Below are 25,147 nucleotides of genomic sequence, written 5' to 3'. Positions count from 1 at the left end.
TTTCATGAATAGCGCCGACGCGTGTAACTAAGCGCTCGGGGACTGTCGCACGCGTTTGCGTGAAGTAATCGATAAGTGGAAACACCACCTGCATTCCCTTGTGATGGCAATTGACTTTTATCGGCAATCTCCTATGCTCAAGCAATCTGAAATTGCTGTTCACGTTCAAAAGAAACACAACGGGGATCCATCGTGAACAAGAAAGCAATCTGGTCGTGGTCATGTATTGCCGGTACGGTTGTTTGCGCGGGATGCGTGTCGCTCGATTTTGGCGGGATGTTGCTGCCGGTTGTGCCCGCGACGGATGCGCCGCCGCGACAGTCTTTGCAGACATGCAAGTCCACTTTCGTTGAAGTGCTGCGCCGGGATGCCGAATTCGCCTATGTATTGCCGCAGGCGGCCGTTGCAGAGACGATGGGGCGAACGGTTCAGCAATTGCAGGCGGCAGCGCCGGACGGTGGACTTTCGCGTAGCCTGCCGCGCGAATCGGTGAAGCGCTTCGATGCGTTCAGGAAGTCGATCGAAGCGGGAGCCGATGCACGGGTTCCGGCGGTGATCCGTGGCGATCCGGTTTACATCGCATTTCGGTCGGCAATGATCAAATCGGTAGCGACGGCACAGACTTCGCTAGGGTTTGCGGCCGGCATCCCCGGTGCCGACAAGCAAGCGGCGGAGGTGCAGGCCTATTCGCCGAATCTGACGGTGACCCTCCGGGAGTTTAAGGATTTTTCCGCCAAGATCAGCCGTGCCCAATTGCGGCCGGTACTTCGCGCACCCGTGGACAGTGCGGATGCGAAACACGACAACCTGTTTGCTGCCTATTTCTCGGCGTATTACGACGGGAAGTTTATCGATCGCTTCGGGCAGAAGATATCGAAGCCCGCATTGAAATTGCCCGACCTCGGTAGCGCGAAGGGTATCGATCTGTCGATTACCGTTTCCGATGCGGACATCTCGGGTGCGCTCACAGTACTCGTCGAATATCTGGCCGATCTCGTCGATACGACGCCGGTGTTCGGCGTGACGTCGACGGCGAAAGGCGCTAACACCGTAACTTACTACCCGGGGGGGAGCGACGCTGAACCGACGGCGCTGACGTCGAAGGCCGCCTCCTACAAGGACATATCCGCCGGCTGCGGCGTGACCGCGAAGAATGCGAAGGTTCTCGGATATGTGGCAAAGGGCGCGGGCGATGTCGCGCAGCTCGAGAACGGGTTGATCGCACAGAGCGCCGGCGGTTTCGGCGTATCGCTCGGCATCTTCGGCAAGATTTCGGTCGGTGACAACCAGACCCTCGGGACGGCCATCAAGGTCATCAGTTCGCGTGCGGCGATGCGAATTGCCTTCGCGTCGGCGTATCTCGCACTCGAACAATATTCCGCAAGCAATCCGTCCATTGCTGCCACCCAGAACTTCGTGACCGGCGCACCCGAAGCACTGGACCCCGCGGGGCCGAATGGCTATCTGGATTTTTTGGAATAGATTCCGGTTCGAGACGAGACAAGACAAGGGAATGGAGATGGCGAACGACATTGTTGACCTGCCCGGCTTTCCCTGCACGACGGGGTGGCGCATCACGGGTTATTACCTGCCGGCGGAAACGGATTTCCAGGATCCTGCCGTTCCTGCTTCGGTGACGGAATGGGGCGAGGATGTGTTTCCCGCCAAATTCCTCGACGCCTGCAGGATGGAAGGATGGGGCGAAACGCGATACGGCTGGTTTCTCGGTTGGTCGGGCGGCCACTGGGTGAAATCGGATTTTCCGAAGGATGCACGCGACGGGCGTCTGGAAATCGGCTGCGTAGCGGTCGACGTTCACGCGATTCCGTTGGGCACGGTGCTTCGCATTCCGACCGCGCCCGCTCCGTGGTGCGACCGGATTTTGACTGCCGCCGATACGGGCGGCGGCATCAAGGGCAAACACATCGACATCTTCTGCGGGTTCGGCAATGCAGCGAGGCAGGAAACCTACCATGTGACAGCCGGGAACGGCACCGTTTGCGTGTCGGCCAATACCGCGTTGTAGCAGGCAGAAGGGCGTCGATGATGCCGGCCCCGTGGTGCGACGGCACGAGCGGGCCGGGCAGGGCCGAGCTTGAGGCCGACGCGTGTGGGCGTTTGTGTCGGCGGTCGGCTCCCCGTGTTACACGAGCCCCGTCGCGTAGTACACGGCGATCACGAAGAACACCGCGAGCGTCTTGATGATGGTGACCGCGAAAATGTCGCGATACGACTCGCGGTGCGTGAGGCCCGTGACCGCGAGCAGCGTGATGACCGCGCCGTTGTGCGGCAGCGTGTCCATGCCGCCGCTCGCCATCGCGACGACCCGGTGCAGCACGTCCATCGGGATGTTGGCCGCCTGCGCGCCCTTGATGAACAGGTCCGACATCGCGGCGAGCGCGATGCTCATGCCGCCCGATGCCGAGCCCGTGATACCCGCGAGCGAGCTGACCGACACGGCTGCGTTGACGAGCGGGTTCGGGATGCTCTTCAGCGCGTCGCTGACGACGAGGAAGCCCGGCAGCGCGGCGATCACGCCGCCGAAGCCGTATTCCGACGCGGTGTTCATTGCGGCGAGCAGCGCGCCGGCGACGGCGGCCTTCGAGCCGGCCGCGAAACGGCCGCTGACGCGCTTGAACGCGGTCAGCACGACCAGCACGATACCGAGCAGCAGCGCGGCCTCGACCGACCAGATCGCGACGACCGTCTTGATCGACGTGGTGACCGGCGCGTGCACGCCCGGCAGCACTTCCGGCGCGACCGTGTACGACGCGGCGCCGTACCACTGCGGGATCAGCTTCGTGAACGCGAAGTTCGACACGCCGACGAGGATCAGCGGCAGGATCGCCAGCGCGGGATGCGGCAGCGCCTTCGCCTCGACGCGCTCAGGCTCGTTGACGAGCGACGTGCCGTAGCCTTCGCCCTTTGCCATCGCCGAACGGCGGCGCCATTCGAGATAGGTGAGACCGACGACGATGATGAACAGCGAGCCGATCGTGCCCAGCGCGGGCGCGGCCCACGCGGTCGTCTTGAAGAACGTGGTCGGGATGATGTTCTGGATCTGCGGCGTGCCGGGCAGCGAATCCATCGTGAACGAGAACGCGCCGAGCGCGATCGCGCCGGGCATCAGCCGTTTCGGGATGTTGCTCTGGCGATAGAGTTCGGCCGCGAACGGATAGACCGCGAACACCACGACGAACAGCGAGACGCCGCCATAGGTGAGCAGCGCGCACACCGCGACGATCACGGCATTCGCGCGCGAGCGGCCGATGTAGCGGATCGCCGCGTGGACGATCGACTCGGAGAACCCGGACAGTTCGATCACCTTGCCGAACACGGCGCCGAGCATGAAGACAGGGAAATACAGTTTGACGAAGCCGACCATCTTCTCCATGAAGATGCCGGAGAAGACCGGTGCGACGGCGGCGGGTTCGGTCAGGAGCACCGCGCCGAGCGCGGCGATCGGCGCGAACAGGATCACGCTGTAGCCGCGATACGCGGCGAACATCAGGAACGCCAGCGCGGCGAGGACGATCACGAAAGACAAGGGAGTCTCCTAAAAGCTTGGAATGGCTTTGGTTGTTGTTCGATCGCGCGATGCGCCGCGGACCAACTCAGGTTCGTGCAGGTTTCGTGCCATCGGCCGGATTGCGCCGCCGGACATGGGTCCGCCGGCGGCCGGCGGGCCCGCGCCGGTCCAAGTCTGACGATTCTACATAAAACGTCTCCATCTGGAGACGTTTCGGCCATCCGGCCAACCCTCGACATCGTGCAGGGCTTTCCCGGAAAACGCGTTGCGGTGTGTCTCCGGAGTGAGATAATCCGTCCCGTTCCGGAGACATCCGGCCGACGATATACGGAGACGACGACACGATGATGAACGACTGGGCCCGCCTGCCCGTCAACTACGGCGACGTGCTGCGGCGCGCCGCCGAGTCGCTGTTCCGGACCTTCGAGGATTCGAGTGCGGGCACGGTGGTCGTCGATCGCGACGCGCGTGTCGTGTGGATGAACGAGCGTTACGCGGCGCGCTTCGGTTTCGCCGATCCGCAGCAGGCCGTCGGCCTCGACTGCGAGGCCGTGATCCCGAACAGCCTGATGCGCGAGGTCGTATCGACCGGCCAGCCGATCCTGCTCGACATCATGGAGACGGGCCGCGAGCCGCTCGTCGTCACGCGCCTGCCGTTGAAGAACGAGGCCGGCGAGACGGTCGGCGCGATCGGCTTCGCGCTGTTCGATCAGTTGAAGACGCTCACGCCGATTTTTTCCCGCTATGCGCAGCTTCAGCAGCAACTGATCGCGACGCAGCGCTCGCTCGCGCAGGCGCGCCGCGCGAAATACACGTTCGCAAGCTTCGTCGGCACGAGTGCCGCGAGCCTCGAGACCAAGCGCCAGGCGCGCCGCGCGGCGCAGGTCGATTCGCCGGTGCTGCTGCTTGGCGAGACGGGCACCGGCAAGGAACTGCTCGCCCACGCGATTCACGCGGCGTCGGCACGTGCGCTCCAGCCGCTCGTGACCGTCAACGTCGCCGCGATCCCCGACACGCTGCTCGAAACCGAATTCTTCGGCGCGGCGCCTGGCGCGTACACCGGCGCCGATCGCAAGGGCCGCGTCGGCAAGTTCGAGCTGGCCGATCGCGGCACGCTGTTTCTCGACGAGATCGGCGACATGCCGCTGCCGTTGCAGGGCAAGCTGCTGCGCGTGCTGCAGGACAAGGAGTTCGAGCCGGTCGGCTCGAACCGGATCGTGCGCGCGGACGTGCGCATCATCGCCGCCACGTCGGCCGACCTGCCGGCGCTGGTGGCGGCCGGACGTTTTCGCGCGGATCTCTATTACCGGCTGAACGTGCTGACGATCCATGCGCCGCCGCTGCGCGAACGCGCATCCGACATCGCGGCGCTCGTCTACGCGACGCTCGAGGAACTGGCCGCGCAGCACGGGCGCGCCGCCCACTGCGAGCTGACCGACGATGCGCTGCGGATGCTGTGCGCGTATCCGTGGCCCGGCAACGTGCGCGAGTTGCGCAATACGCTCGAGCGCGCGCTGATGCTGTCCGACCGTTCGGTGATCGATGCGCGCGCGCTCGCGCCGTTTCTCGGGCCGGTGCGCATCTCGGCGGACGGCGCGGCGCCGGCGCAGCGGGTTGCCGCGGTGCCGGCCGAGCAGCGTGCGGGCGATGCGTCGACGGCCTCCGGGGCGCCGGCCGCTTCGTATGCCGATGCACTGGCGGCGTGGGAGCGCCAGTTCCTGAGCGATGCGCTGGCGGCTTGTGACGGCAAGGTCATTGAAGCGGCTGCGCGCATCGGCATCGGCCGCGCGACGCTGTACAAGAAACTGGCCGCGCTCGGTATTGGCCGTTAGGCCGTTCGGCGACGCCGATGCGGCCCGATGTAACGCATCGAACAGGAGGTCACGATGAAGCGGATCGGCTTCGCAGGGTGGTTGACCCTGTTGCTGGCGAGTGCCGCGCTCGCGCAGTCGGGCGATGCCGACGCGCCCGACGCGCGGCGCAACTGGTACAACGATCCGTTCGTCGCGCTGTCGCAGGACGTCGCCGAATGCCCGTTGCCGCTCGGCCCGTGGATGACGCGCGCCGAGATGACGGACGATGCGCACTACCGCGCCGAGCGCGGCACGACCTGCTGGCTCGCCCATCGCTGCACGAAGCCGAACTCGTATATGTATGACGCGTCGATCGCCGATGCGGCGAAGGCGCACTTCGCCGGCTCCGATCGCCTGCGCGGCACGAGCCTGTGGATCACCGTGCAGCGACGTTTCATCTACGTCGAAGGATGCGCGGATACGACGCTCGATCGCCACGCGCTGCAACGCGAATTCGAGGCGCTTCCGGACGTCGAGCAGGTTTTCGTTCGCATCACCGATGATCCGCGCAAGCGCTTGCCGTACAAGGCGCGCGGCCAACCCGACCGCGCGCCGGACTGACGGCCGAAGGGCAGCCCATGGCATACTCGCGACATTCAAAAAAAGGTTGACGGGAAGAATAATGAAACACATGCTTGCGTCGGTCTGTCGGTGGCCTCGGGCGGCCGTGATGTTGGCTCTGGTTGCAGGGCTCGGCGGGTGCGGCGGCGGTGCTCCGCTGTTCACGTCGGATGGGCGCCCGACCACTCAGGTGCAATGCACCGGCAGCGACTGGAGCAATTGCACGGACAATGCCCGGGCCATGTGCAACGGGGATTTCGACGTGATCCAGCAATCCACGGATGACGCCGTGCGAAACCTTCTCTTCGCATGCAAGAAGAAAAGCGGTTATTGATCCCGAAATGACCGGCTGAGGAGACACGATCGGGCAAAGCGCTTTTCCGTTTGCTTTGAGTCACTTGTTTTTCACGAATAACACTCATGGAGTCCCATCCATATGGCGACCTACAGGCAACTGAGCGCGCAGCTCGAACGGCTTCAGCAAAAGATCGACAAGGAACGTGAAAAGGCGATTGCCGACGCGATTGCGCATATCCGCGCGAAAATCGACGAATACGACATTACGCCCGAAGAGCTCGGTTTTCGCCCGGCAGGATCGGCCGCCGCCAATGCCGCCGCGAAGCCCAAGCGCACCTTGCCGCCGAAGTACCTGAACCCGAAGACGGGCGAAACGTGGAGTGGCCGCGGGCGGGCGCCGGCATGGCTCGGCAAGAACCGCGGACGTTTCCTGATCAAGGACTGACTCCCGGAAATCCTCACCTTTCGTGTGCCGACTGACGGTGCGAACGGCCATGCGGCCTTCGCACCGTTTTGTTTTCGCGCAATCGTCACGCGATTTTCCCCGACGAATTGAAGTGCAATGCCGCGCAATTAACAGATCCCGTTTTGCGAATTCGCCGCGATCCGGCTGCATGTTGCTGGTAATTCCCGTAAACAACCGCGTAATGGCGCAATGTATGCGCATTGGCATGTGCGATTTTCGCGGTGCATGCATCACGCGGATTTTCATCACCTTTCGCATGCGGATGCGGTGTGTCGTGCGATTCCCGAAGATACTCACCATGGCTCCTGTAAATCCTCACCTTTGAAAAAACGGCTGCAGCGTCGTGCCGCGTGGCGTGCCTCGTGCATGCGGCGCTACGATGCCGGGCCGTATGTGTTGCAGGTCCATGGTGCGGGCGTTGACACCCGTCGAATAGTCGGCCGTTCGGCATATAGGCAGTCGCAAGCGGTTCGCCTATGCTTGGGGTTCGCGTCGATCGGCGCACGGCCTGCCCGGCCGCATGCCGATCGTGTCGTCTTTCGTCACCGCAGGGAGCCGATGTGACCGTTCGCCATCTCGATGCGTTGTTCCAGCCCAAGTCCGTTGCGGTCGTCGGCGCGTCGTCACGCGCCGGCAGTATCGGCGCGATGGTGTGGTCGCGTGTGCTCGACGGCGCGTTCCAGGGGCCTGTGTGGCCGGTCAATCCGAAATATCGCGAGCTCGACGGGCATGCGGTCGTCTCCGATGTCGACCGGCTGCCCACGCCGCCGTCGGTTGCCGTGATCTGCACGCCGCCCGCGACCTGGGCCGGCATCGTGCGCAAGCTCGGCGAACTCGGCACGCGCGTCGCGGTGATCGTCGGCGACGCGCGCACCGATGCCGATCGCGTCGCGGTCGATCGCACGCTGAAGGCGGCGAAGCCGTTCGTGCTCCGTATCGTCGGGCCCGGCAGCCTCGGCGTGTTGTCGCCTGCGCGGCATGCGCATTTCGGCGCGCCTGCCTATACGGCGCGATCGGGCGGCGTCGCGTGGGTGTCGCAATCGAACGCGCTGACGAACGCGGTGCTCGGCTGGGCCGATGCGCGCGGCCTCGGCTTTTCGCACGTCGTCGCGCTCGGTAGTGAAGCCGATGTCGATGCGGGCGACGTCCTCGACTATCTGGCAAGCGATCCCGGCACGCGCGCGATCCTGCTCGAACTCGATACCGTGCGCGCGGCGCGCAAGTTCATGTCGGCGGCGCGGGCGGCCGCACGCAACAAGCCGGTACTCGCGTTGCGCACCGGCCGTGCCGATCCCGGCGACGCGCTGTACACGGCGGCATTCCAGCGCGCGGGCATGGTGCGCGTCGATGCGCTCGACGATCTGCTCGACGAAATCGAGACGCTCGGCGTCGGCCGCGTCACCGCGCGGGGCGCGGCGACGCTCGTGACGAGCGATGCGGGCGTGGCGAAACTGGCGGTCGATGCGGTGGCCGACGTGCGCGACGTGCTGACCGACTGGTCGCCCGCGGTAACGTCGGCCGTCGCGGCCGCGCTGCCGCATCTCGCGGCGCCCGGCAATCCGCTCGCGCTGGGCGACGATGCGCGCCCCGAGCACTTTGCCGCGGCGATCAAGGCGCTCGCCCCGTTTCCGCAGACGGGCACGCTGTTCGTCGTTCATTCCACTTCGCACAGCGCGCCGGCCGAGTCGGTCGCGCGCACGCTGATCGATTCGCGGCAGTACGCGCATCGCGGCATCCTCGCGTGTTTCTTCGGCGCGGTCGACGCGGCGACGCGCGATGCGCTGCACGCGAACGGCATTCCGGTGCACACGACGCCGCAGCGGCTCGCACGCGCGTATGCGCGTCTCGTCGACTACAACCTCGGGCGCCAGTTGCTGATGCAGACGCCGGAGGGCACGCCGCTGCAGCCGGCCGAGTGCGTGGCGTCCGCCCAGGCCGATGCGCGCCGGCTGGTCGAAGCCGGTCAGCATGAACTGGCCGGCGAGGGCGCGCTGCACTGGCTGTCCCGTTTCGGTCTGCAGGGCGAGCAGCCCGACGAACCGGCCGGCAAGAAGGTTGTCGATATCGCGGTCGACATGTACGACGATTCGAACTTCGGTCCGGTGTTTCGCTATGCCGTGCCACCGGCCGATGGCGTATCGGCACCGTTTGTCGTCTACGGCCTGCCGCCGCTGAACACGGTGCTCGCCCGCGCGGTGATGGAGCGCTCGCCGTATGCGCGCAGCACGCGTGTCGAGCCGACGCTCGACGCGCTGACGGCCCTGTCGCAGGTCGTCTGCGACGTGCGCGAAGTCGTCGCGATGTCGGTCACGCTGCGCGTGCTGTCCGACCGCGCCTGGGTGATCGCGCCGCGCATCACGCTTGCCTCGGGGCGCAGCCGGCTCGCGATCATGCCGTATCCGCGACACCTCGAGCAGACGCTCGAGTGGCGTGGCGAGACGGTGACGATCCGTCCGATCCGTCCGGAGGACGAGGCCGCCCACAACGAACTGCTCGGTGCGATGACGCCGGAAGATCTGCGGATGCGTTTCTTCGGCGCGGTGCGCAGCTTCGATCATTCGCAGGTGGCACGCATGACGCAGATCGACTACGACCGCGAAATGGCGTTCATCGTGTCGTTCACCGATGTGTCCGGGCGCGACCACACGCTCGCGGTGGTGCGTGCGGTCGCCGATCCCGACAACGAGACGGCGGAGTTCGCGATCGCGGTGCGACCCGATCAAAAGGGCAAGGGGCTCGGCCGGTTGTTGATGACTCGCATCATCGATTACGCACGCTCGCGCGGCACCGCGTGGATGGTCGGCGAGGCGCTGCGCGAGAATTCGGCGATGATCTCGCTCGCGAAAGCGTGCGGGTTTGCGGTGTCGACGACCGAGGAGCCCGGCGTCGTGGGTTTCAGGATGAAGTTACAGCCGTAGGCGTCGGTCCGTGGTTCGACGCCGAGGGCAGCGCATGGCGCCGATGCTGAAATGTGCCGCCATGCTGCGAATTCAATCAGGAATGCAAATAACTCCAAATCAATCTCTGCGGTGAAACGTCTGCCAACATGTCGGATCTGTCGATCGCGGCGATATCGCGCCGCACGCAGGGTGTCCGGAGACGCATGCAGTGGGCTGCGATGGCCACCTTCCGCAGCCGTTTCGAGCGATGTGCATGTACATGTTCGTGGCCGTATTCCGGCCTCGCCAATTCAAGGCCATCAGCAAGGTGAGACTTTTCGGGAGCAGCGAGTGAGCTTTTCCGGGACAGCGTGGTGAGCCGATACGGGAGCGTTCGGTGAGCCTTCCCGGGAACGGCCGGTGAGCACCTGCGGGAGAGGCCGGTGAGCCTTTTCGGGACATGTCGGTGAGCCCTTGCGGGAGCGATCGGTGAGGACGTTCGGGAGACGTCAGCGAGCGTCTCAGGGGGCCTTGGGTGAGACGTTTCGGGAGGCCGCGGTGAGTGCTTGCGGGATGCCGAGGTGAGCTTTTACGGGAGCATGCGAACGCACGGCTCCCGTGGGCGTGGCGCCGGCCCATGCCGGCGCGACACGCGGGTGCGGGCACGCAGGAACCGTGCCCGCGGTCACGTTCACGCAGCGAGTTTCGACGCCGCGTCGTTCACCTGGTCGCGCGAAATCGCGAGTTCCTCGAGGTGCGGATCGGCGTAGACCGCGCCGGTTTCGCGCTCGAGGCGGGCGATCGTCAGCGCACAGCGCGCGGTGTCTTTCGGCATCGCGATGAAGCGCTTGACCGACTCGCCGGCCGTGAACGCGTCGAACAGTGCGCCGCGCACGTCGTCCGGAAGCGTCTTGGTCCACTGGTACGGCTTGCCGTTGAACGTGATCGACGGCGGCAGCGTGCGTTCCTTCTTGGTCGCCGTGATGAGCCCGTAGGTGCGCGCCGCGTCGCCGATCTGCTCGGGCGAGAAGAGTTCGTCAGGCGTGATGCCGAACTGCTCGATGTAGTTCTCGATCGCCTGCATCGCGGCGGCACGATCGTCGCGCTTCTTCTGCGCGCGCGCGACGATATCGCGCAGCTCGTCCGCTTCCTCGGGCGTGATCGTGAAGCTTGCCTGCTTCTGCTGAAGTTCGGAGAAACGCTGGAATTCTTGATCGTTCAGAAGTTTGGCCATGACATCCATCGGACACGACGGCCGCGACAACCGGCCGCCGTAGTTTTTGAGAGGGCCGCTATTCTAGCGTAGCGCCGCGGGCGCCCGATGCGGCATCGCGCATCGGGCGTCGCACGGGCATCGTGGATGCGGGACCGGGACCGGGACCGGGACCGGCGCCGCTGCGCCGCGGCCTGTGCGCGTTGCCTGGAACCCGCGCGTGTCAGCAGGTCTCCGTGCGGCACATCGACAGACGGGCGGCCGTGCCGCGCAGTGCGTCGACGACCACGTCGACGGACGGCGCGAGGTGCGCATCGATCCGGCGCATGTACGGGCACGTCAGCACCGCGATCGCATGGCCGGCCGGCCCGAGGATCGGCACGGTCAGGTCGGTCACGCCGTACGCCTGGCGGCTGTCCTGGCGCAGATAGCCGGACTGCCGGATCGACTGGCACGCGTTCGCGAGTTCCTGCTCGTTCAGCGGCGCTTCGCCCTTCACCTTGCGATGCTCGGCCAGCATGTGCGCGCGTTGCTCGGCGCTCTGGAACGCCAGCATCATGCGCCCCGACGCCGTGTCGGCGAGGCCGACGCGCGAGCCGAGCCGGACCGACACGCCCCACGGGCCGGGCCCGTCCACTTGCGCGATCACGAGCAGGTTGCCGCGATCGTAGACGGACAGGTGGCACGACTGCTCGGCGGCATCGGCGAAGCGCTGCATCGGCGGCAGCGCCTCGGCGATCAGCCGGTTCATCGGCGGATGCCGGTGCGCAAGCGCGAACAGCTTGAGGCTGAGCGTGTAGCGATCGCCGCCGGTCGAACGCATCACGTAGCGGCGCGCGACGAGGCGTTCGAGCATCCGGTAGATTTCGCTCGCATTGCGGCCGAGTTCCTTCGTGATTTCGGTGCGGGTGAGTCCTTCCTTCTGCTCGGACAGGAGTTCGAGAATGTCGAGGCCCTTGTCGAGCGCGGGTGCGCGATAGCGATCAAGAGCGGCCATCGATTCCCGTGCGTCGCAGCCGGGAAGCGGGTCGTTGGTTGTCTGCATTGTCGATGTGAAGTTGGGGGATTACCGTCGATCGGTGGGCGACGCACGCTGGCCGGTTCTGCTCCGCGTATGGCAATGAAAGCCGTCCGTACGAGCTTAGCAATAAACATACAGTGTGCAATGCAGCGTCTTTTTACCGATCATTACCCGACAAGAACGGATGGGCAAACGTTTTCGATGACAGGGGCACCCCGAATAGCCAGTATTCATGCCTCGATGGCAGGCGCGCCTGCGCATGACGGCCGGTCGATCGACGTGGGCGCGGCGCGTGTTGCGAAGCAGCTTCGGCAGTCGCACCAATAGTCGGTATCCGTCGCGTGTCATTTCACGGCGCGCGACCGGTGGTACAAAGGCTTGCGGGCCAGCGACGGCGCGGCCGCGCGTGCAGCCGGCCGGCATGGGCCGGCACGCGTCGCGGATGCCGGGCCGTCGTCGCCGATGCGCAGACCGGCGGCCGCCCGTTCGATGCGTGCCGTACTGCAGTACGGCGCCACGATCGCTGCGCCCGCGCGACGCTCGCGCGTCGACGGCATGCCGCACGCGGCGCCGACGCGTGCAATTGACGATCGACGATCGACGACCAGTCCGGCGCGTGGCTGCGAAAGGCCGCGTCGGCCGGTATCCTGTCCCATTCGACAACAGAGGTTAAGCACGATGAAACTGCTTCGCTACGGCCCGTCCGGCCAGGAAAAGCCCGGCATCCTCGACGCAGCCGGCCGCATTCGCGACCTGTCCGCGCAGGTGCCGGATCTTGCCGGCGATGTGCTGTCCGACGCGGGTCTCGCGCGGCTGCGCGCGATCGATCCGGCCACGCTGCCGCTCGTGTCCGGCGAGCCGCGCATCGGTGCATGCGTCGGCCAGGTCGGCAAATTCATCGGCATCGGCCTGAACTATGCCGATCACGCGGCCGAAGCCGGCATGCCGGTGCCGAAGGAGCCGGTCGTGTTCGGCAAGTGGACGAGTTCGATCTGCGGCCCGAACGACGGCATCGACATCCCGAAGGGTTCGGTCAAGACCGACTGGGAAGTGGAACTGGGTGTCGTGATCGGCGCGAAGTGCAAGGACGTCGACGAAGCGCGCGCGCTCGATTACGTCGCGGGCTACTGCGTCGTCAACGACGTATCCGAGCGCGAATGGCAGATCGAGCGCGGCGGCCAGTGGGACAAGGGCAAGGGCTTCGACACGTTCGGCCCGATCGGCCCGTGGCTCGTCACGCGCGACGAAGTGCCCGATCCGCAGCGTCTCGACCTGTGGCTCGACGTCGACGGCCATCGTTATCAGAACGGCAATACGCGCACGATGGTGTTCACCGTCGCGCAGCTGATCGCGTATCTGTCGACCTGCATGACGCTGCAGCCGGGCGACGTGATCACGACCGGTACGCCGCCGGGCGTCGGGATGGGGATCAAGCCATCGCCGATATACCTGAAGGCCGGCCAAACGGTGCGCCTCGGGATCGAAGGACTCGGCGAGCAGTTGCAGAGCACACGCCACGCACAATAAGCGCGTGCGCGGCGCGGACCGGCCGGAGGATGCAGCTACCCGCGCGCAGCGAACGGCGACGTAGCCAAAAACCAGGGGCCCGATTCCGCGCGAGGCGGAATCGGGCCCTTGTCGCTCGTGCGTGTCCGGACGAAGCGGATCACACGACGTTGTCGAGTTCGCAGTGCGCTTCGAGCCGATAGCCGTCGGGGTCGACGACGAACGCCGCGTAATAGCCGGGGCCGTAGTGCTCGCGCTTGCCGGGCCCGCCGTTGTCCTTGCCGCCGTGCTCGAGCGCGGCGCGGTAGAACGCGTCGACCTCGACCGGCGACGCGGCCTTGAACGACAGGTGCAGCCCGGAATCGGGATCGGCGACGACAGGCCGGGCCGCGTGCTGCAACCACAGCTCGGGCTCGGTCGTGCCGTAGCCGAGCGCGCCGTCGTCGCTATACAGGCGCTTGTAGCCGAGTGCGCCGAGCGCGCTGTCGTAGAAGGTGCGGCTGCGATCGATGTGGGCAACGCCGAACGAAAGGTGGTCGATCATCTGTGACTCCTTGAACTGAGGGGGACGTCAGTGCGGCAAACCTGCTTACAGGCACCATGCCAGCCGCTTGTAGCGCAGCGCGCCGAGCGTGCTGTCGTCGTACCTGCGGCCAGTGGAGGTGTGGATAACGCTGAACGAAAAGCGATCGATCATCTGTGTCTCCTTGGATTGAACCGGCATCGGTGCGGCCAACCAGTTTTTAACCACCATGCCGGTTATGTTAGAAATCGCTCGGACGCTTGTCAACCGGCATGGTGGTTAGATACGATCGCGTCATGAGCAAAACGCAACCTTCCGTCACAACGGACTGCCTGATCCCGGCGCCGCCCGAAACGTTGAGCCTCGATTTCGCGAACACGCTGTATTGGCGCGGCAGCGACCCACCGACGGAAACCTTCGGCACGATGGACGACCTGTTCGCGTGGTGCCGCGAGCAGGCGGGCGTACCGGCCGGGCTGGCCGACGCGTGTCGTGAGCAATACCTGAACCTGAAGAAGAATGACGAACCCGCGATGCTCGCGCAGGCGCTCGCGTTGCGCGAGGCGCTATACCGGCTCTTTCACGCGCAGGCGGAGCAGCGCGAGCCGCAGGCCGAGGATCTCGCGCTGCTCGGCGGCTTCCTGGTGGAAGCATCGCCGCGCGTTGCGCTGGTGCGCGTCGACGGCCGCTATGCGTGGAGGATCGACGCGTCGGGCGCGACGCTCGCGCGCCTATTGAGCCCGGTGCTCTGGTCGGCGATCGACCTGCTCGGCGGCGCGCGGCTCGCGAAGGTCAAGCGCTGTGCGAACGACGCATGCCAGTGGCTGTTCATCGACGACAGCAAGAACGGCAGCCGACGCTGGTGCTCGATGTCGTCGTGCGGCAATCGCGCGAAGGCGTATCGCCACTATCACAAGGCCGAATGACGGCGCGGACGGAACCTATTTCGCCGACAACTTCCGCCACAGCGTCGTCTTGCTGATGCCGAGCATCGCGCACGCGCGATCGCGGTCGCCGCCGCACGCGTCGAGCACCGCGCGGATCTCGTCGGCTTCCGCGCGACGGCGCCGCGCGTGGAGCGTCCGTGCCTCGTCGCCGCCGGCGCCGGCCGCATCGGGCGGCGCGGCGAACAGCTCGGGCGCGATCACTCGCAGCGCGCCAGGGGCGAGCGCCGCGCACGCGGCGGCCGGATCGTTTTCGTCGACTTCCTCGGCCAGCTCCACCGCGATCCGCTCGACCACGTTCTGCAGTTCGCGCACGTTGCCGGGCCAGCGGTAGCGCGCGAGCGTCGCTTGCGTCGCGGCGAGCACGCGCAGCGCGTCGTCGGCGTCGCGCATGCGGTCGGCGAGACGCGGCTCGCGCCGCGCGGCCTGCACGAGCAGCGTCGCCGCGAGCGCGGGGATGTCGGCCGCGCGCTCGCGCAGCGGCGGCAGGCCGATGTTCAGGATGTTGAGCCGGTAATAGAGATCCGCGCGGAACGTACCGGCCTCGACGGCCGCGAGCAGCGGCCGGTGCGTCGCGGCGATCACGCGCACGTCGATGCGGATCGGCTCGGTCGAGCCGAGGCGGATCACCTCGCGCTCCTGCAGCACACGCAGCAGCCGGCTTTGCAGCGACGGCGGCATCTCGCCGATTTCGTCGAGAAACAGCGTGCCGCGGTGCGCGGCCTCGAACAGGCCGGTCTTGCCGCCGCGCCGCGCGCCGGTGAACGCGCCTTCTTCATAACCGAACAGCTCGCTCTCGAGCAGCGCTTCCGGAAACGCGCCGCAGTTGACCGCGACGAACGGATAGCTGCGCCGCGCGGACAGCGCATGCAGGCTCTGCGCGATCATCTCCTTGCCGGTGCCGCTTTCGCCGAGCACGAGCACGGTCGCGTCGGATTTCGCGTAGCGGCGCACGAGGTCGCGCACGCGCGTCATCGGCGCCGACGCGCCGACCACGTCGTCGAGCGCGTAGCGCGCGGCGAACTGCTGCGTGGTGGGCTGCGAGCGCAGCGCGCGATCGAGCCGTTCTACCGCGCGCGATTCCTGGAACGTCAGCACGCTGCCCGACGTGACGCCGCGATCGACCAGCGGCCCGCGATGCACGACGTAGCGCACGCCGCGCACGGTCGCGAGCGCGTCGCCGTCCTCGCCGCGCAGCGTGCGCAACTCGGGCCGCAGGTCGACGAGCGCGCGACCGACGGCCGCCGCGGGTTCGACCCCGAACGCCGATGCGAGCCGTTCGTTGATCGCTTCGACGCGGCCGTGTGCGTCGAGCGCGACCACGCCGTCGCGCAGGTGCTGCAGCAGCGTGTCGAGCCGCTGGCGGCGGAATGCCTCGGCGTGCGTCGCATACGCGACTTCGAGCGCCGTCTCGACGGCCCTGCGCACCGACGCATGCGAATACAGGAATACCGCGCCCATGCCGACGCTGGCGGCGAGATCGGTGACGAGGCCCGGGCCGACGATCGTCTCGATGCCGCGATCGCGCAGGTCGTGCACGCAGGCCTCCGCTTCCTGGGCGGACTGATATGACGCAAACTGCACGTCGAGGCCGTACGCGGCGACGAAGCGGCGCACTTCGGGCGGCGTCTCGCCGGCGCTGACGAGCGCGATCCGCGTCGCATCGCGCCGCGCGCGCGCGAGCGCCTGCATCACGTCGAAGCCGGTCGGCGACACGACCACCACCGGCACCTGCGCGCGCGTTTTCAGGAAGCCGCCGTTTGAGCCGGCCGCGACGATCACGTCGGGCCGCGCGGCGCCGGCCTCGGCGATCGCGCTCAGCGCATCTTCATAGGCGCGCGTGACGATGCGCACGTCCGCGCGTTCGTCGAATTCGCCGGCGATCTCGCGAAACAGCTCGCGCAGCCGGCTGATACCCATCGCCCAGATGCGCGGGCGCACCGTGCGGTCGGCGGGGCCGACGGGCTTGGTCGAGGAGAGGTCCATGACGGCCGATTATGCGCGCGCGATTTCATTTTTGAAACATGAAATCGCTAAATTGAAATCGCCGGGCGGTACCACACCCACGGCGGTCGCTTAAGAATCAGTGAGTTAGCGACGTTCCGCAAGCTGGCCCGGTCCTTGCTGTTATCGGGCATTCCATCAGGAGGCCGTTCATGAGCAATACGCATCTTCAGAGCGCCGGCGCGAAGTTCCGCGCGGCAGTCGCGGCCGAGCAGCCGCTGCAGGTGGTCGGCGCGATCACCGCGTACGCGGCCAAGATGGCGCAGGCCGTCGGCTTCAAGGCCGTGTACCTGTCGGGTGGCGGCGTCGCCGCGAACTCGCTCGGCATTCCCGACCTCGGCATCAGCACGATGGAGGACGTGCTGATCGACGCGACCCGGATCACCAACGCGACCGACCTGCCGCTGCTGGTCGACATCGACACGGGCTGGGGCGGCGCGTTCAACATCGCGCGCACGGTCCGCTCGTTCATCAACGCCGGCGTCGCGGCCGTGCACCTCGAGGACCAGGTCGGCCAGAAGCGCTGCGGCCACCGTCCGGGCAAGGAAGTCGTGCCGATCGACGAAATGGTCGATCGCGTGAAGGCCGCGGTCGACGCGCGCACCGACGACCAGTTCGTGATCATGGCGCGCACCGACGCGGCCGCCGCGGAAGGGATCGATTCGGCGATCGAGCGCGCGGTCGCGTACGTCGAAGCCGGCGCGGACATGATCTTCCCGGAAGCGATGAAGACGCTCGACGACTACCGCCGCTTCAAGGCCGCCGTGAAGGTGCCGATCCTCGCGAACCTGACCGAATTCGGCTCGACGCCGCTGTTCACGGTCGACGAGCTGCGCGAGGCGAACGTCGATATCGCGCTGTACTGCTGCGGCGCGTATCGCGCGATGAACAAGGCCGCGCTGAACTTCTACGAGACGCTGCGCCGCGACGGCACGCAGAAGGCGGCCGTGCCGACGATGCAGACGCGCGCCGAGCTGTACGACTTCCTCGGCTATCACGAATACGAGCGCAAGCTCGACGAACTGTTCGCGCAGGGCAAGAAGTAACGCGGCCCGCACCCCCCGATACCCATTGGAGAAGGAAAACATGAGCGAGACGAAAGACGCAGCAGCACCGGCCGCCGCAGGCGCATTCAAGCCGAAGAAGTCGGTGGCGCTGTCGGGCGTGACGGCCGGCAACACGGCGCTGTGCACGGTCGGCAAGACCGGCAACGACCTCCACTATCGCGGCTACGACATTCTCGACGTCGCCGAATCGTGCGAATTCGAGGAAATCGCGCATCTGCTCGTGCACGGCACGCTGCCGAACCTGACCGAACTGGCCGCGTACAAGACCAAGCTGCGCGCGCTGCGCGGCTTGCCGAGCGCGCTGAAGGCCGCGCTCGAACAGATCCCGGCGTCGGCTCACCCGATGGACGTGATGCGTACCGGCGTGTCGGTGCTCGGCACCGTGCTGCCGGAGAAGGACGACCACAACCTGCCGGGCGCGCGCGACATCGCCGACCGCCTGATGGCGTCGCTCGGTTCGATGCTGCTGTACTGGTATCACTTCTCGCACAACGGCAAGCGCATCGAGACGGAAACCGACGACGACTCGATCGGCGGCCACTTCCTGCACCTGTTGCACGGCAAGACGCCGTCGAAGTCGTGGGTCGAGGCGATGCACACGTCGCTGATCCTGTACGCGGAGCACGAATTCAACGCGTCGACGTTCACCGGTCGCGTGATCGCGGGCACGGGCTCGGACATCTACTCGGCGATCACCGGCGCGATCGGCGCGCTGCGCGGGCCGAAGCACGGCGGCGCGAACGAAGTCGCGTACGAGATCCAGAGCCGCTACAGCTCGCCGGACGACGCCGAAGCCGACATCCGCCGCCGCGTCGAGAACAAGGAAGTCGTGATCGGCTTCGGCCATCCGGTCTACACGATCTCCGATCCGCGCAACAAGGTGATCAAGGGCGTCGCGCACAAGCTGTCGAAGGAAGCGGGCGACACCAAGCTGTACAGCATCGCCGAGCGCCTGGAATCGGTGATGTGGGACGCGAAGAAGATGTTCCCGAACCTCGACTGGTTCAGCGCGGTGTCGTATCACATGATGGGCGTACCGACCGCGATGTTCACGCCGCTGTTCGTGATCTCGCGCACGTCGGGCTGGAGCGCGCACATCATCGAGCAGCGCATCGACAACAAGATCATCCGCCCGAGCGCGAACTACACCGGTCCGGAAGACCTGCAGTTCGTGCCGATCGAGAAGCGCTGATCGTCCGCCGCATGCGCCGGCGCCCGTGATGCGGGCGGCCGGCGCACGCGGCACGTCTTACCCCGAATTCCGCCCCACATCATGAATACCGCCAACCGCAAACCCCTGCCCGGCACGTCGCTGGACTATTTCGACGCGCGTGCCGCGGTCGACGCGATCGCGCCCGGCGCGTACGACACGCTGCCGTACACGTCGCGCGTGCTCGCCGAAAACCTCGTGCGCCGCTGCGATCCGGCGATCCTCGCCGATTCGCTGAAGCAGATCATCGAGCGCAAGCGCGAACGCGATTTCCCGTGGTTCCCGGCGCGCGTGGTGTGCCACGACATCCTCGGACAGACGGCGCTTGTCGATCTCGCGGGCCTGCGCGACGCGATCGCGGACGGCGGCGGCGACCCGGCGAAGGTGAACCCGGTCGTGCCCGTCCAGCTGATCGTCGACCACTCGCTCGCCGTCGAATGCGGCGGCTTCGATCCGGACGCATTCGCGAAGAACCGCGCGATCGAGGATCGCCGCAACGAGGATCGCTTCCACTTCATCGAGTGGACGAAGAAGGCGTTCGAGAACGTCGACGTCATCCCGCCGGGCAACGGCATCATGCACCAGATCAACCTCGAGAAGATGTCGCCGGTGATCCAGGTGCAGGATGGCGTAGCGTTCCCGGACACCTGCGTCGGCACCGACAGCCACACGCCGCACGTCGATGCGCTCGGCGTGATCGCGATCGGCGTCGGCGGGCTCGAAGCCGAGAACGTGATGCTCGGCCGCGCGTCGTGGATGCGCCTGCCCGACATCGTCGGCGTCGAGTTGACCGGCAAGCGCCAGCCCGGCATCACCGCGACCGACGTGGTGCTCGCATTGACCGAGTTCCTGCGCAAGGAGAAGGTGGTCGGCGCGTACCTGGAGTTCCGGGGCGTTGGCGCGGCGAGCCTCACGCTCGGCGATCGCGCGACGATCTCGAACATGGCGCCCGAATACGGCGCGACGGCCGCGATGTTCTTCATCGACGGCCAGACGACCGACTATCTGCGCCTCACCGGCCGCAGCGACGAGCAGGTGAAGCTGGTCGAGACCTACGCGAAGGCGGCGGGCCTGTGGGCCGATACGCTCGCCAATGCGCAATACGAGCGCACGCTGACGTTCGACCTGTCGAGCGTCGTGCGCAACATGGCCGGCCCGTCGAACCCGCACAAGCGGCTGCCGACGTCCGATCTCGCCGCGCGCGGGATTGCCGGTCAGTGGGAAGAGAAGCCGGGCGAGATGCCCGACGGCGCGGTGATCATCGCCGCGATCACGAGCTGCACGAACACCAGCAACCCGCGCAACGTGATTGCCGCGGCCTTGCTCGCCCGCAACGCGAACGCGAAGGGCCTGACGCGCAAGCCATGGGTCAAGAGTTCGCTCGCGCCGGGCTCGAAGGCGGTCGAGCTGTATCTGGAAGAAGCGAGCCTGCTGCCGGAACTCGAGAAGCTCGGCTTCGGCATCGTCGCGTTCGCATGCACGACCTGCAACGGGATGTCGGGCGCGCTCGATCCGAAGATCCAGCGGGAGATCGTCGAGCGTGACCTGTACGCGACCGCCGTGCTGTCCGGCAACCGCAACTTCGACGGCCGCATTCACCCGTATGCGAAGCAGGCGTTCCTCGCGTCGCCGCCGCTCGTGGTCGCCTACGCGATCGCCGGCACGATCCGCTTCGACATCGAGAAGGACGTGCTGGGTCACGATCAGGACGGCAAGCCCGTCACGCTGAAGGACATCTGGCCGACCGACGAGGAGATCGATGCGATCGTCGCGTCGAGCGTGAAGCCCGAGCAGTTCCGCAAGGTCTACGAGCCGATGTTCGCGCGCAGCGCCGACGCAGGCGAGCGCGCGGCGCCGCTGTACGACTGGCGTGCGCAGAGCACGTATATCCGCCGCCCGCCGTACTGGGAAGGCGCGCTGGCCGGCGAGCGCACGTTGAAGGGCATGCGTCCGCTCGCGGTGCTCGGCGACAACATCACGACCGACCACCTGTCGCCGTCGAACGCGATCCTGCCGGATAGCGCGGCCGGCGAATACCTCGCGAAGATGGGCCTGCCGGAAGAAGACTTCAACTCGTACGCGACGCACCGCGGCGACCACCTGACCGCGCAGCGTGCGACCTTCGCGAACCCGACGCTCGTCAACGAGATGGCGGTCGTCGATGGCGCGGTGAAGAAAGGTTCGCTCGCGCGCGTCGAGCCGGAAGGCGAGGTCATGCGGATGTGGGAAGCGATCGAGACGTACATGAATCGCAAGCAGCCGCTGATCGTCGTGGCCGGCGCCGACTACGGCCAGGGCTCGTCGCGCGACTGGGCCGCGAAGGGCGTGCGGCTCGCGGGCGTCGAGGCGATCGCCGCCGAAGGTTTCGAGCGGATTCACCGCACGAACCTGATCGGGATGGGCGTGCTGCCGCTCGAGTTCAAGCCGGGCACCAACCGGACGACGCTCGGCATCGACGGCACCGAGACCTTCGACGTGGTCGGCGAGCGCACGCCCCGCGCCGACCTGACGCTCGTGATTCACCGCAGGAACGGCGAACGCGTGGAAGTGCCGATGACGTGCCGGCTCGATACGGCCGAGGAAGTGTCGATCTACGAAGCGGGTGGCGTGCTGCAGCGTTTCGCGCAGGACTTCCTCGAATCGTCGCAGGCCGCCTGACCGGCGCACATTGGGAACACAGACATGGCTCACATTCCTCAAATCAGGATTCCCGCCACGTACATGCGCGGCGGCACCAGCAAGGGCGTGTTCTTCCGGCTGCAGGACCTGCCGGATGCCGCGCAGACGCCGGGCGCCGCGCGCGACGCGCTGCTGCTGCGCGTGATCGGCAGCCCCGATCCGTACGGCAAGCAGATCGACGGGATGGGCGGCGCGACGTCGTCCACCAGCAAGACGGTGATCGTGTCGAAGAGCACGCGGCCCGGTCATGACGTCGACTACCTGTTCGGCCAGGTCGCGATCGACAAGGCGTTCGTCGACTGGACGGGCAACTGCGGCAACCTGTCGGCGGCGGTTGGCCCGTTCGCGATTGGCGGCGGGCTCGTCGATCCGGCGCGCGTGCCGCGCGACGGCGTCGCGACCGTGCGGATCTGGCAGGCGAACATCGGCAAGACGATCGTCGCGCACGTGCCGATCGTGAACGGCGCGGTGCAGGAGACGGGCGACTTCGAACTGGACGGCGTCACGTTCCCGGCCGCCGAAGTGCAGCTCGAATTCATGGACCCGGCCGCCGAGGAAGAAGGCGCGGGCGGCTCGATGTTCCCGACCGGCAACCTCGTCGACGATCTGGCCGTGCCGGGCATCGGCACGCTGAAGGCGACGATGATCAACGCGGGGATCCCGACGATCTTCGTCGACGCGGAAGCGATCGGCTATACGGGCACGGAATTGCAGGACGCGATCAACGGCGACCCGAAGGCGCTCGAGAAATTCGAGACGATCCGCGCGCACGGCGCGCTGCGGATGGGCCTGATCGACACGCTCGACGAAATCGCGACGCGGCAGCACACGCCGAAGATCGCGTTCGTCGCGAAGCCGGCCGACTACGTCGCGTCGAGCGGCAAGCGCGTGAACGCGGGCGACGTCGACCTGCTGGTGCGCGCGATGTCGATGGGCAAGCTGCACCACGCGATGATGGGCACGGCGGCGGTCGCGATCGGCACGGCCGCGGCGATCCCGGGCACGCTCGTCAATCTCGCGGCGGGCGGCGGCGAACGCAATGCGGTGCGCTTCGGGCATCCGTCGGGCACGCTGCGCGTCGGCGCGCAAGCGCGGCGCGAAAACGGCGAATGGGCCGTCACGAAGGCGATCATGAGCCGCAGCGCGCGCGTGCTGATGGAAGGCTGGGTGCGGGTGCCGGGCGACGCGTTCTGAGCGTCGTCGTCGGGATCGACGCGGATGCGGGCGGCTTCGGCCGCCCGCGTCGTTTTCGTCAGCCGTGCAGGAAGCGGCGCAGCGCGTCGTGGCTCAGGCGGCGCGCCGTTTCCGAGACCCGCGCGCCGGGTACGAGGTCGAATCCGTGTACGCCGCCGGGCAGCACGTGCAGCTCGGTCGGCACGCCCGCGCGCAGCAGGCGCTGCGCGTAGTCGAGATTTTCGTCGAGGAACAGGTCGAGCGAGCCGACCGACAGGAACGTGGGCGGCAGGCCGTCGAGTCGCGTGGCGCGCGCGGCGGCCGCGTACGGCGACACGCCGTCGATGCCCGGCGCGTGACCGAGCAACGCGGTCCAGCCGAACCGGTTGTTGGCCGCATGCCAGATAAATTCGCCGGCATGCGGATGCGGCGTGCGCGTGCAGGTGCGATCGTCGAGCATCGGATAGATCAGGTGCTGGAACGCGAGCGGGAATTCGCCGCGGTCGCGGGCCAGCAGCGCCAGCGCGGCGGCGAGCCCGCCGCCCGCGCTTTCGCCCGCCGCGCCGATCCGCGCGGCGTCGATGCCGAGCGTGTCGGCGTGACGGAACACCCAGCCGAGCGCCGCGTAGCAGTCCTCGATCGCACCGGGAAACACGGTTTCCGGCGCGAGACGGTAGTCGACCGAGATCAGCGCGCAGCCGAGCTGCGTCACGAGCGACCGGTGCACCGCTTCGAGCTCCTTCGCCGCGCCGCGCACGTAGCCGCCGCCGTGCAGGTGGACGATCGCCGGCAGCGGGCGCGCATGGCCGTCGGGCAAATAGACGAGGACCGGGACGTCCGGCGCGCCGGCAGGACCGGGTACCGTGCGGCGTTCGAGCGTGCTGCCGGCCGGGTCGGGCGGCGGCAGCGGCAGCACGCGCTGGCGCGACTGTGCGAGGTTGTCGGCGCTGAGCGTGACGGTCGGCCAGGTCTCGAGCAGCGGGCGGATTTCGGGATCGACGAGAGGCAGGGTGTTCAACGCAGGGCTCCATCGTGGAAGTGGGCGGTGCGCCGCGGTCAGAGCACGCTGCGCGCGACGACCCAACGGTGCACCTCGGTCGGGCCTTCGAAGATGCGCATCAGCCGCGCTTCGCTGGCCATCTGCTGCAACGGCATTTCCTTCGTCATGCCCATCGCGCCGAGCGTCTGCATCGCATGATCGATGACGGTCGACGCCATTTCGGTCGCGAACACCTTGACCATCGAGATCTGCGTGCGTGCATCCTGCCCGGCATCCACGCGCGCGGCCGCTTCGTAGGTCATCAGGCGGCACGCATGGATCTGCGTGAGCGCGTCGGCGACCCACCACTGGACCGCCTGGCGCTCCGCGAGCGGCACGCCGAAGGTCGTGCGCTGTTTCGCATGGTCGCACAGCAGCGCGACCGCGCGCTCGGCGCGGCCGATGCACCATGCGGCCATCTCCAGCCGCCGGTTCGCGAGCCGGGCCTGCATCGGCGCGAAGCCGGCGCCTTCCCGGCCCAGCAATTGCGCGGCGGGAATGCGGCAGTCTTCCAGCACGATTTCGTAGGTCGACAGGCCGCCGATCATCGGGATCCGGCGCTCGATGACGAAGCCCGGCGTGTCGCGCTCGACGATGAACGCCGACATGCCGCCGCGCTTGCCCTTGCTGCGATCGGTCAGCGCCATCACGATCGTCCAGTCGGCTTCGGCCGCGTGGCTGATCCAGATCTTCCGGCCGTTCAGCACCCAGGTGTCGCCATCGCGCACGGCCATCGTCGACAGCGCACCCGGATCGGAGCCGGCGCCCGGCTCGGAGATCGCCATTGCCGCGCGCGTGGCGCCGCGTGCGTACGGGTCGAGATAGCGCGCACGTTGCGCCGCATCGGCCGCATCGCACAGCATCCGCAGGTTCGGCGAGTCGGGCGGCAGGATGTACGGGGTCACGGTCGTGCCGATCGCTTCGTTCACGCCGACCATCGCGACGGCCGGCAGGTCCGAGCCGCCCACGTCGAGCGGCGCGTCGAGTCCCCACAGGCCGAGTTGCCGCGAGCGCTCGTCGAGGTGCGCGCGCTCGTCGGCGAGCAGCCCGAAACGCTGGCCGTCGGCCTCGCGCGCCATCACCGCCGCTTCGAGCGGAATCAGTTCGTCCTTCACGAAACGTGCGACGAGGTCCCGGATCATCCGGTGTTCGAGTTCGAGGTCGAAATTCATGAGGGTGGGTC

Annotated in this window: 20 protein-coding genes; 13 read left to right on the top strand and 7 right to left on the bottom strand. The window is 67.0% G+C overall.

What is annotated here, in order from left to right; all coding sequences use genetic code 11:
- Nucleotides 1-192: 192 nt before the first annotated feature.
- On the top strand, nt 193-1,482 hold the full coding sequence (locus tag HWX76_RS21120; protein WP_124631352.1) for a hypothetical protein: 1,290 nt from the start codon (nt 193-195) through the stop codon (nt 1,480-1,482).
- A gap of 37 nt (nt 1,483-1,519) precedes the next feature.
- Complete coding sequence (locus HWX76_RS21115; RefSeq protein ID WP_050013361.1) at nt 1,520-2,026, top strand: 3D domain-containing protein; 507 nt, start codon at nt 1,520-1,522, stop codon at nt 2,024-2,026.
- A gap of 117 nt (nt 2,027-2,143) precedes the next feature.
- Here the strand turns inward: HWX76_RS21115 and HWX76_RS21110 are convergent, their stop codons facing one another.
- On the bottom strand, nt 2,144-3,547 hold the full coding sequence (locus HWX76_RS21110; RefSeq protein WP_050013360.1) for a GntP family permease: 1,404 nt from the start codon (nt 3,545-3,547) through the stop codon (nt 2,144-2,146).
- A gap of 326 nt (nt 3,548-3,873) precedes the next feature.
- Between HWX76_RS21110 and HWX76_RS21105 the strand changes: the two genes are divergently transcribed.
- From HWX76_RS21105 to HWX76_RS21085, 5 genes are all read left to right on the top strand, one after another.
- Nucleotides 3,874-5,361, top strand: coding sequence for a sigma 54-interacting transcriptional regulator (locus tag HWX76_RS21105; RefSeq protein ID WP_124555228.1), 1,488 nt, complete (start codon nt 3,874-3,876; stop codon nt 5,359-5,361).
- Nucleotides 5,362-5,415: 54 nt separating this feature from the next.
- Complete coding sequence (locus HWX76_RS21100; RefSeq protein WP_050013358.1) at nt 5,416-5,943, top strand: BON domain-containing protein; 528 nt, start codon at nt 5,416-5,418, stop codon at nt 5,941-5,943.
- Between the two features lie 61 nt (nt 5,944-6,004).
- Complete coding sequence (locus tag HWX76_RS21095) at nt 6,005-6,277, top strand: hypothetical protein (protein WP_012493616.1); 273 nt, start codon at nt 6,005-6,007, stop codon at nt 6,275-6,277.
- 102 nt (nt 6,278-6,379) lie between these two features.
- On the top strand, nt 6,380-6,685 hold the full coding sequence (locus HWX76_RS21090; RefSeq protein ID WP_124555229.1) for an H-NS histone family protein: 306 nt from the start codon (nt 6,380-6,382) through the stop codon (nt 6,683-6,685).
- Nucleotides 6,686-7,266: 581 nt separating this feature from the next.
- Entirely contained in the window at nt 7,267-9,624 is a 2,358-nt protein-coding gene (locus tag HWX76_RS21085) for a GNAT family N-acetyltransferase (protein ID WP_176016299.1), read from the top strand.
- A gap of 652 nt (nt 9,625-10,276) precedes the next feature.
- On the opposite strand, the gene HWX76_RS21080 is transcribed toward HWX76_RS21085, so the two are convergent.
- Both HWX76_RS21080 and HWX76_RS21075 read right to left on the bottom strand, forming a co-directional pair.
- A complete protein-coding gene (locus tag HWX76_RS21080) occupies nt 10,277-10,828 on the bottom strand; it encodes a hypothetical protein (RefSeq protein WP_050013355.1) in 552 nt (183 codons plus the stop codon).
- A gap of 193 nt (nt 10,829-11,021) precedes the next feature.
- On the bottom strand, nt 11,022-11,843 hold the full coding sequence (locus HWX76_RS21075; RefSeq protein WP_050013354.1) for an IclR family transcriptional regulator: 822 nt from the start codon (nt 11,841-11,843) through the stop codon (nt 11,022-11,024).
- Nucleotides 11,844-12,497: 654 nt separating this feature from the next.
- Here HWX76_RS21075 and HWX76_RS21070 point away from each other — a divergent pair.
- A complete protein-coding gene (locus HWX76_RS21070; protein WP_050013352.1) occupies nt 12,498-13,346 on the top strand; it encodes an ureidoglycolate lyase in 849 nt (282 codons plus the stop codon).
- A 139-nt stretch (nt 13,347-13,485) separates the two neighbouring features.
- On the opposite strand, the gene HWX76_RS21065 is transcribed toward HWX76_RS21070, so the two are convergent.
- The gene (locus HWX76_RS21065; RefSeq protein ID WP_050013351.1) at nt 13,486-13,869 is read right to left on the bottom strand and encodes a VOC family protein; all 384 of its coding nucleotides are present in this window, start codon (nt 13,867-13,869) and stop codon (nt 13,486-13,488) included.
- A gap of 275 nt (nt 13,870-14,144) precedes the next feature.
- On the opposite strand from HWX76_RS21065, the gene HWX76_RS21060 reads away from it, so the two are divergent.
- A complete protein-coding gene (locus HWX76_RS21060; RefSeq protein ID WP_235356190.1) occupies nt 14,145-14,774 on the top strand; it encodes an ABATE domain-containing protein in 630 nt (209 codons plus the stop codon).
- A 15-nt stretch (nt 14,775-14,789) separates the two neighbouring features.
- Here HWX76_RS21060 and prpR read toward each other — a convergent pair whose 3' ends face one another.
- On the bottom strand, nt 14,790-16,778 hold the full coding sequence (prpR, locus tag HWX76_RS21055) for a propionate catabolism operon regulatory protein PrpR (RefSeq protein WP_089489880.1): 1,989 nt from the start codon (nt 16,776-16,778) through the stop codon (nt 14,790-14,792).
- 170 nt (nt 16,779-16,948) lie between these two features.
- Here prpR and prpB point away from each other — a divergent pair, with 170 nt between their 5' ends.
- From prpB to prpF, 4 genes are all read left to right on the top strand, one after another.
- Complete coding sequence (gene prpB / locus HWX76_RS21050) at nt 16,949-17,842, top strand: methylisocitrate lyase (RefSeq protein WP_006480320.1); 894 nt, start codon at nt 16,949-16,951, stop codon at nt 17,840-17,842.
- 40 nt (nt 17,843-17,882) lie between these two features.
- Nucleotides 17,883-19,055 (top strand): 2-methylcitrate synthase, encoded by a 1,173-nt coding sequence (prpC, locus tag HWX76_RS21045; RefSeq protein ID WP_006480321.1) that lies wholly within the window; start codon nt 17,883-17,885, stop codon nt 19,053-19,055.
- A gap of 81 nt (nt 19,056-19,136) precedes the next feature.
- Nucleotides 19,137-21,731: a Fe/S-dependent 2-methylisocitrate dehydratase AcnD gene (acnD, locus tag HWX76_RS21040; protein ID WP_050013348.1), complete on the top strand. Its 2,595-nt coding sequence runs from the start codon at nt 19,137-19,139 to the stop codon at nt 21,729-21,731.
- A 24-nt stretch (nt 21,732-21,755) separates the two neighbouring features.
- Nucleotides 21,756-22,946: a 2-methylaconitate cis-trans isomerase PrpF gene (gene prpF / locus HWX76_RS21035; protein WP_050013347.1), complete on the top strand. Its 1,191-nt coding sequence runs from the start codon at nt 21,756-21,758 to the stop codon at nt 22,944-22,946.
- 58 nt (nt 22,947-23,004) lie between these two features.
- Here prpF and HWX76_RS21030 read toward each other — a convergent pair whose 3' ends face one another.
- Nucleotides 23,005-23,943, bottom strand: a complete 939-nt coding sequence (locus HWX76_RS21030) for an alpha/beta hydrolase (RefSeq protein ID WP_050013346.1) — start codon at nt 23,941-23,943, stop codon at nt 23,005-23,007.
- A gap of 38 nt (nt 23,944-23,981) precedes the next feature.
- Nucleotides 23,982-25,136 (bottom strand): acyl-CoA dehydrogenase, encoded by a 1,155-nt coding sequence (locus tag HWX76_RS21025; RefSeq protein ID WP_050013345.1) that lies wholly within the window; start codon nt 25,134-25,136, stop codon nt 23,982-23,984.
- Nucleotides 25,137-25,147 lie beyond the last annotated feature (11 nt).

It is taken from the genome of Burkholderia sp. BCC0398 (assembly GCF_902833245.1).
Taxonomy (GTDB): domain Bacteria; phylum Pseudomonadota; class Gammaproteobacteria; order Burkholderiales; family Burkholderiaceae; genus Burkholderia; species Burkholderia sola.
This window is presented reverse-complemented; position numbering and strand designations above follow the sequence as displayed.

Excerpts from the sequence above, each read along its gene's own strand:
- HWX76_RS21095 (WP_012493616.1), top strand. The coding sequence starts at position 6,005 with ATGAAACACATGCTTGCGTCGGTCTGTCGGTGGCCTCGGGCGGCCGTG.
- HWX76_RS21060 (WP_235356190.1), top strand. The coding sequence starts at position 14,145 with ATGAGCAAAACGCAACCTTCCGTCACAACGGACTGCCTGATCCCGGCG.
- HWX76_RS21080 (WP_050013355.1), bottom strand. The coding sequence starts at position 10,828 with ATGGATGTCATGGCCAAACTTCTGAACGATCAAGAATTCCAGCGTTTC.
- HWX76_RS21065 (WP_050013351.1), bottom strand. The coding sequence starts at position 13,869 with ATGATCGACCACCTTTCGTTCGGCGTTGCCCACATCGATCGCAGCCGC.
- prpF (WP_050013347.1), top strand. The coding sequence starts at position 21,756 with ATGGCTCACATTCCTCAAATCAGGATTCCCGCCACGTACATGCGCGGC.
- acnD (WP_050013348.1), top strand. The coding sequence starts at position 19,137 with ATGAATACCGCCAACCGCAAACCCCTGCCCGGCACGTCGCTGGACTAT.
- HWX76_RS21070 (WP_050013352.1), top strand. The coding sequence starts at position 12,498 with ATGAAACTGCTTCGCTACGGCCCGTCCGGCCAGGAAAAGCCCGGCATC.
- HWX76_RS21105 (WP_124555228.1), top strand. The coding sequence starts at position 3,874 with ATGATGAACGACTGGGCCCGCCTGCCCGTCAACTACGGCGACGTGCTG.
- HWX76_RS21115 (WP_050013361.1), top strand. The coding sequence starts at position 1,520 with ATGGCGAACGACATTGTTGACCTGCCCGGCTTTCCCTGCACGACGGGG.
- HWX76_RS21025 (WP_050013345.1), bottom strand. The coding sequence starts at position 25,136 with ATGAATTTCGACCTCGAACTCGAACACCGGATGATCCGGGACCTCGTC.
- prpB (WP_006480320.1), top strand. The coding sequence starts at position 16,949 with ATGAGCAATACGCATCTTCAGAGCGCCGGCGCGAAGTTCCGCGCGGCA.
- HWX76_RS21100 (WP_050013358.1), top strand. The coding sequence starts at position 5,416 with ATGAAGCGGATCGGCTTCGCAGGGTGGTTGACCCTGTTGCTGGCGAGT.
- prpC (WP_006480321.1), top strand. The coding sequence starts at position 17,883 with ATGAGCGAGACGAAAGACGCAGCAGCACCGGCCGCCGCAGGCGCATTC.
- HWX76_RS21090 (WP_124555229.1), top strand. The coding sequence starts at position 6,380 with ATGGCGACCTACAGGCAACTGAGCGCGCAGCTCGAACGGCTTCAGCAA.
- HWX76_RS21075 (WP_050013354.1), bottom strand. The coding sequence starts at position 11,843 with ATGCAGACAACCAACGACCCGCTTCCCGGCTGCGACGCACGGGAATCG.
- prpR (WP_089489880.1), bottom strand. The coding sequence starts at position 16,778 with ATGGACCTCTCCTCGACCAAGCCCGTCGGCCCCGCCGACCGCACGGTG.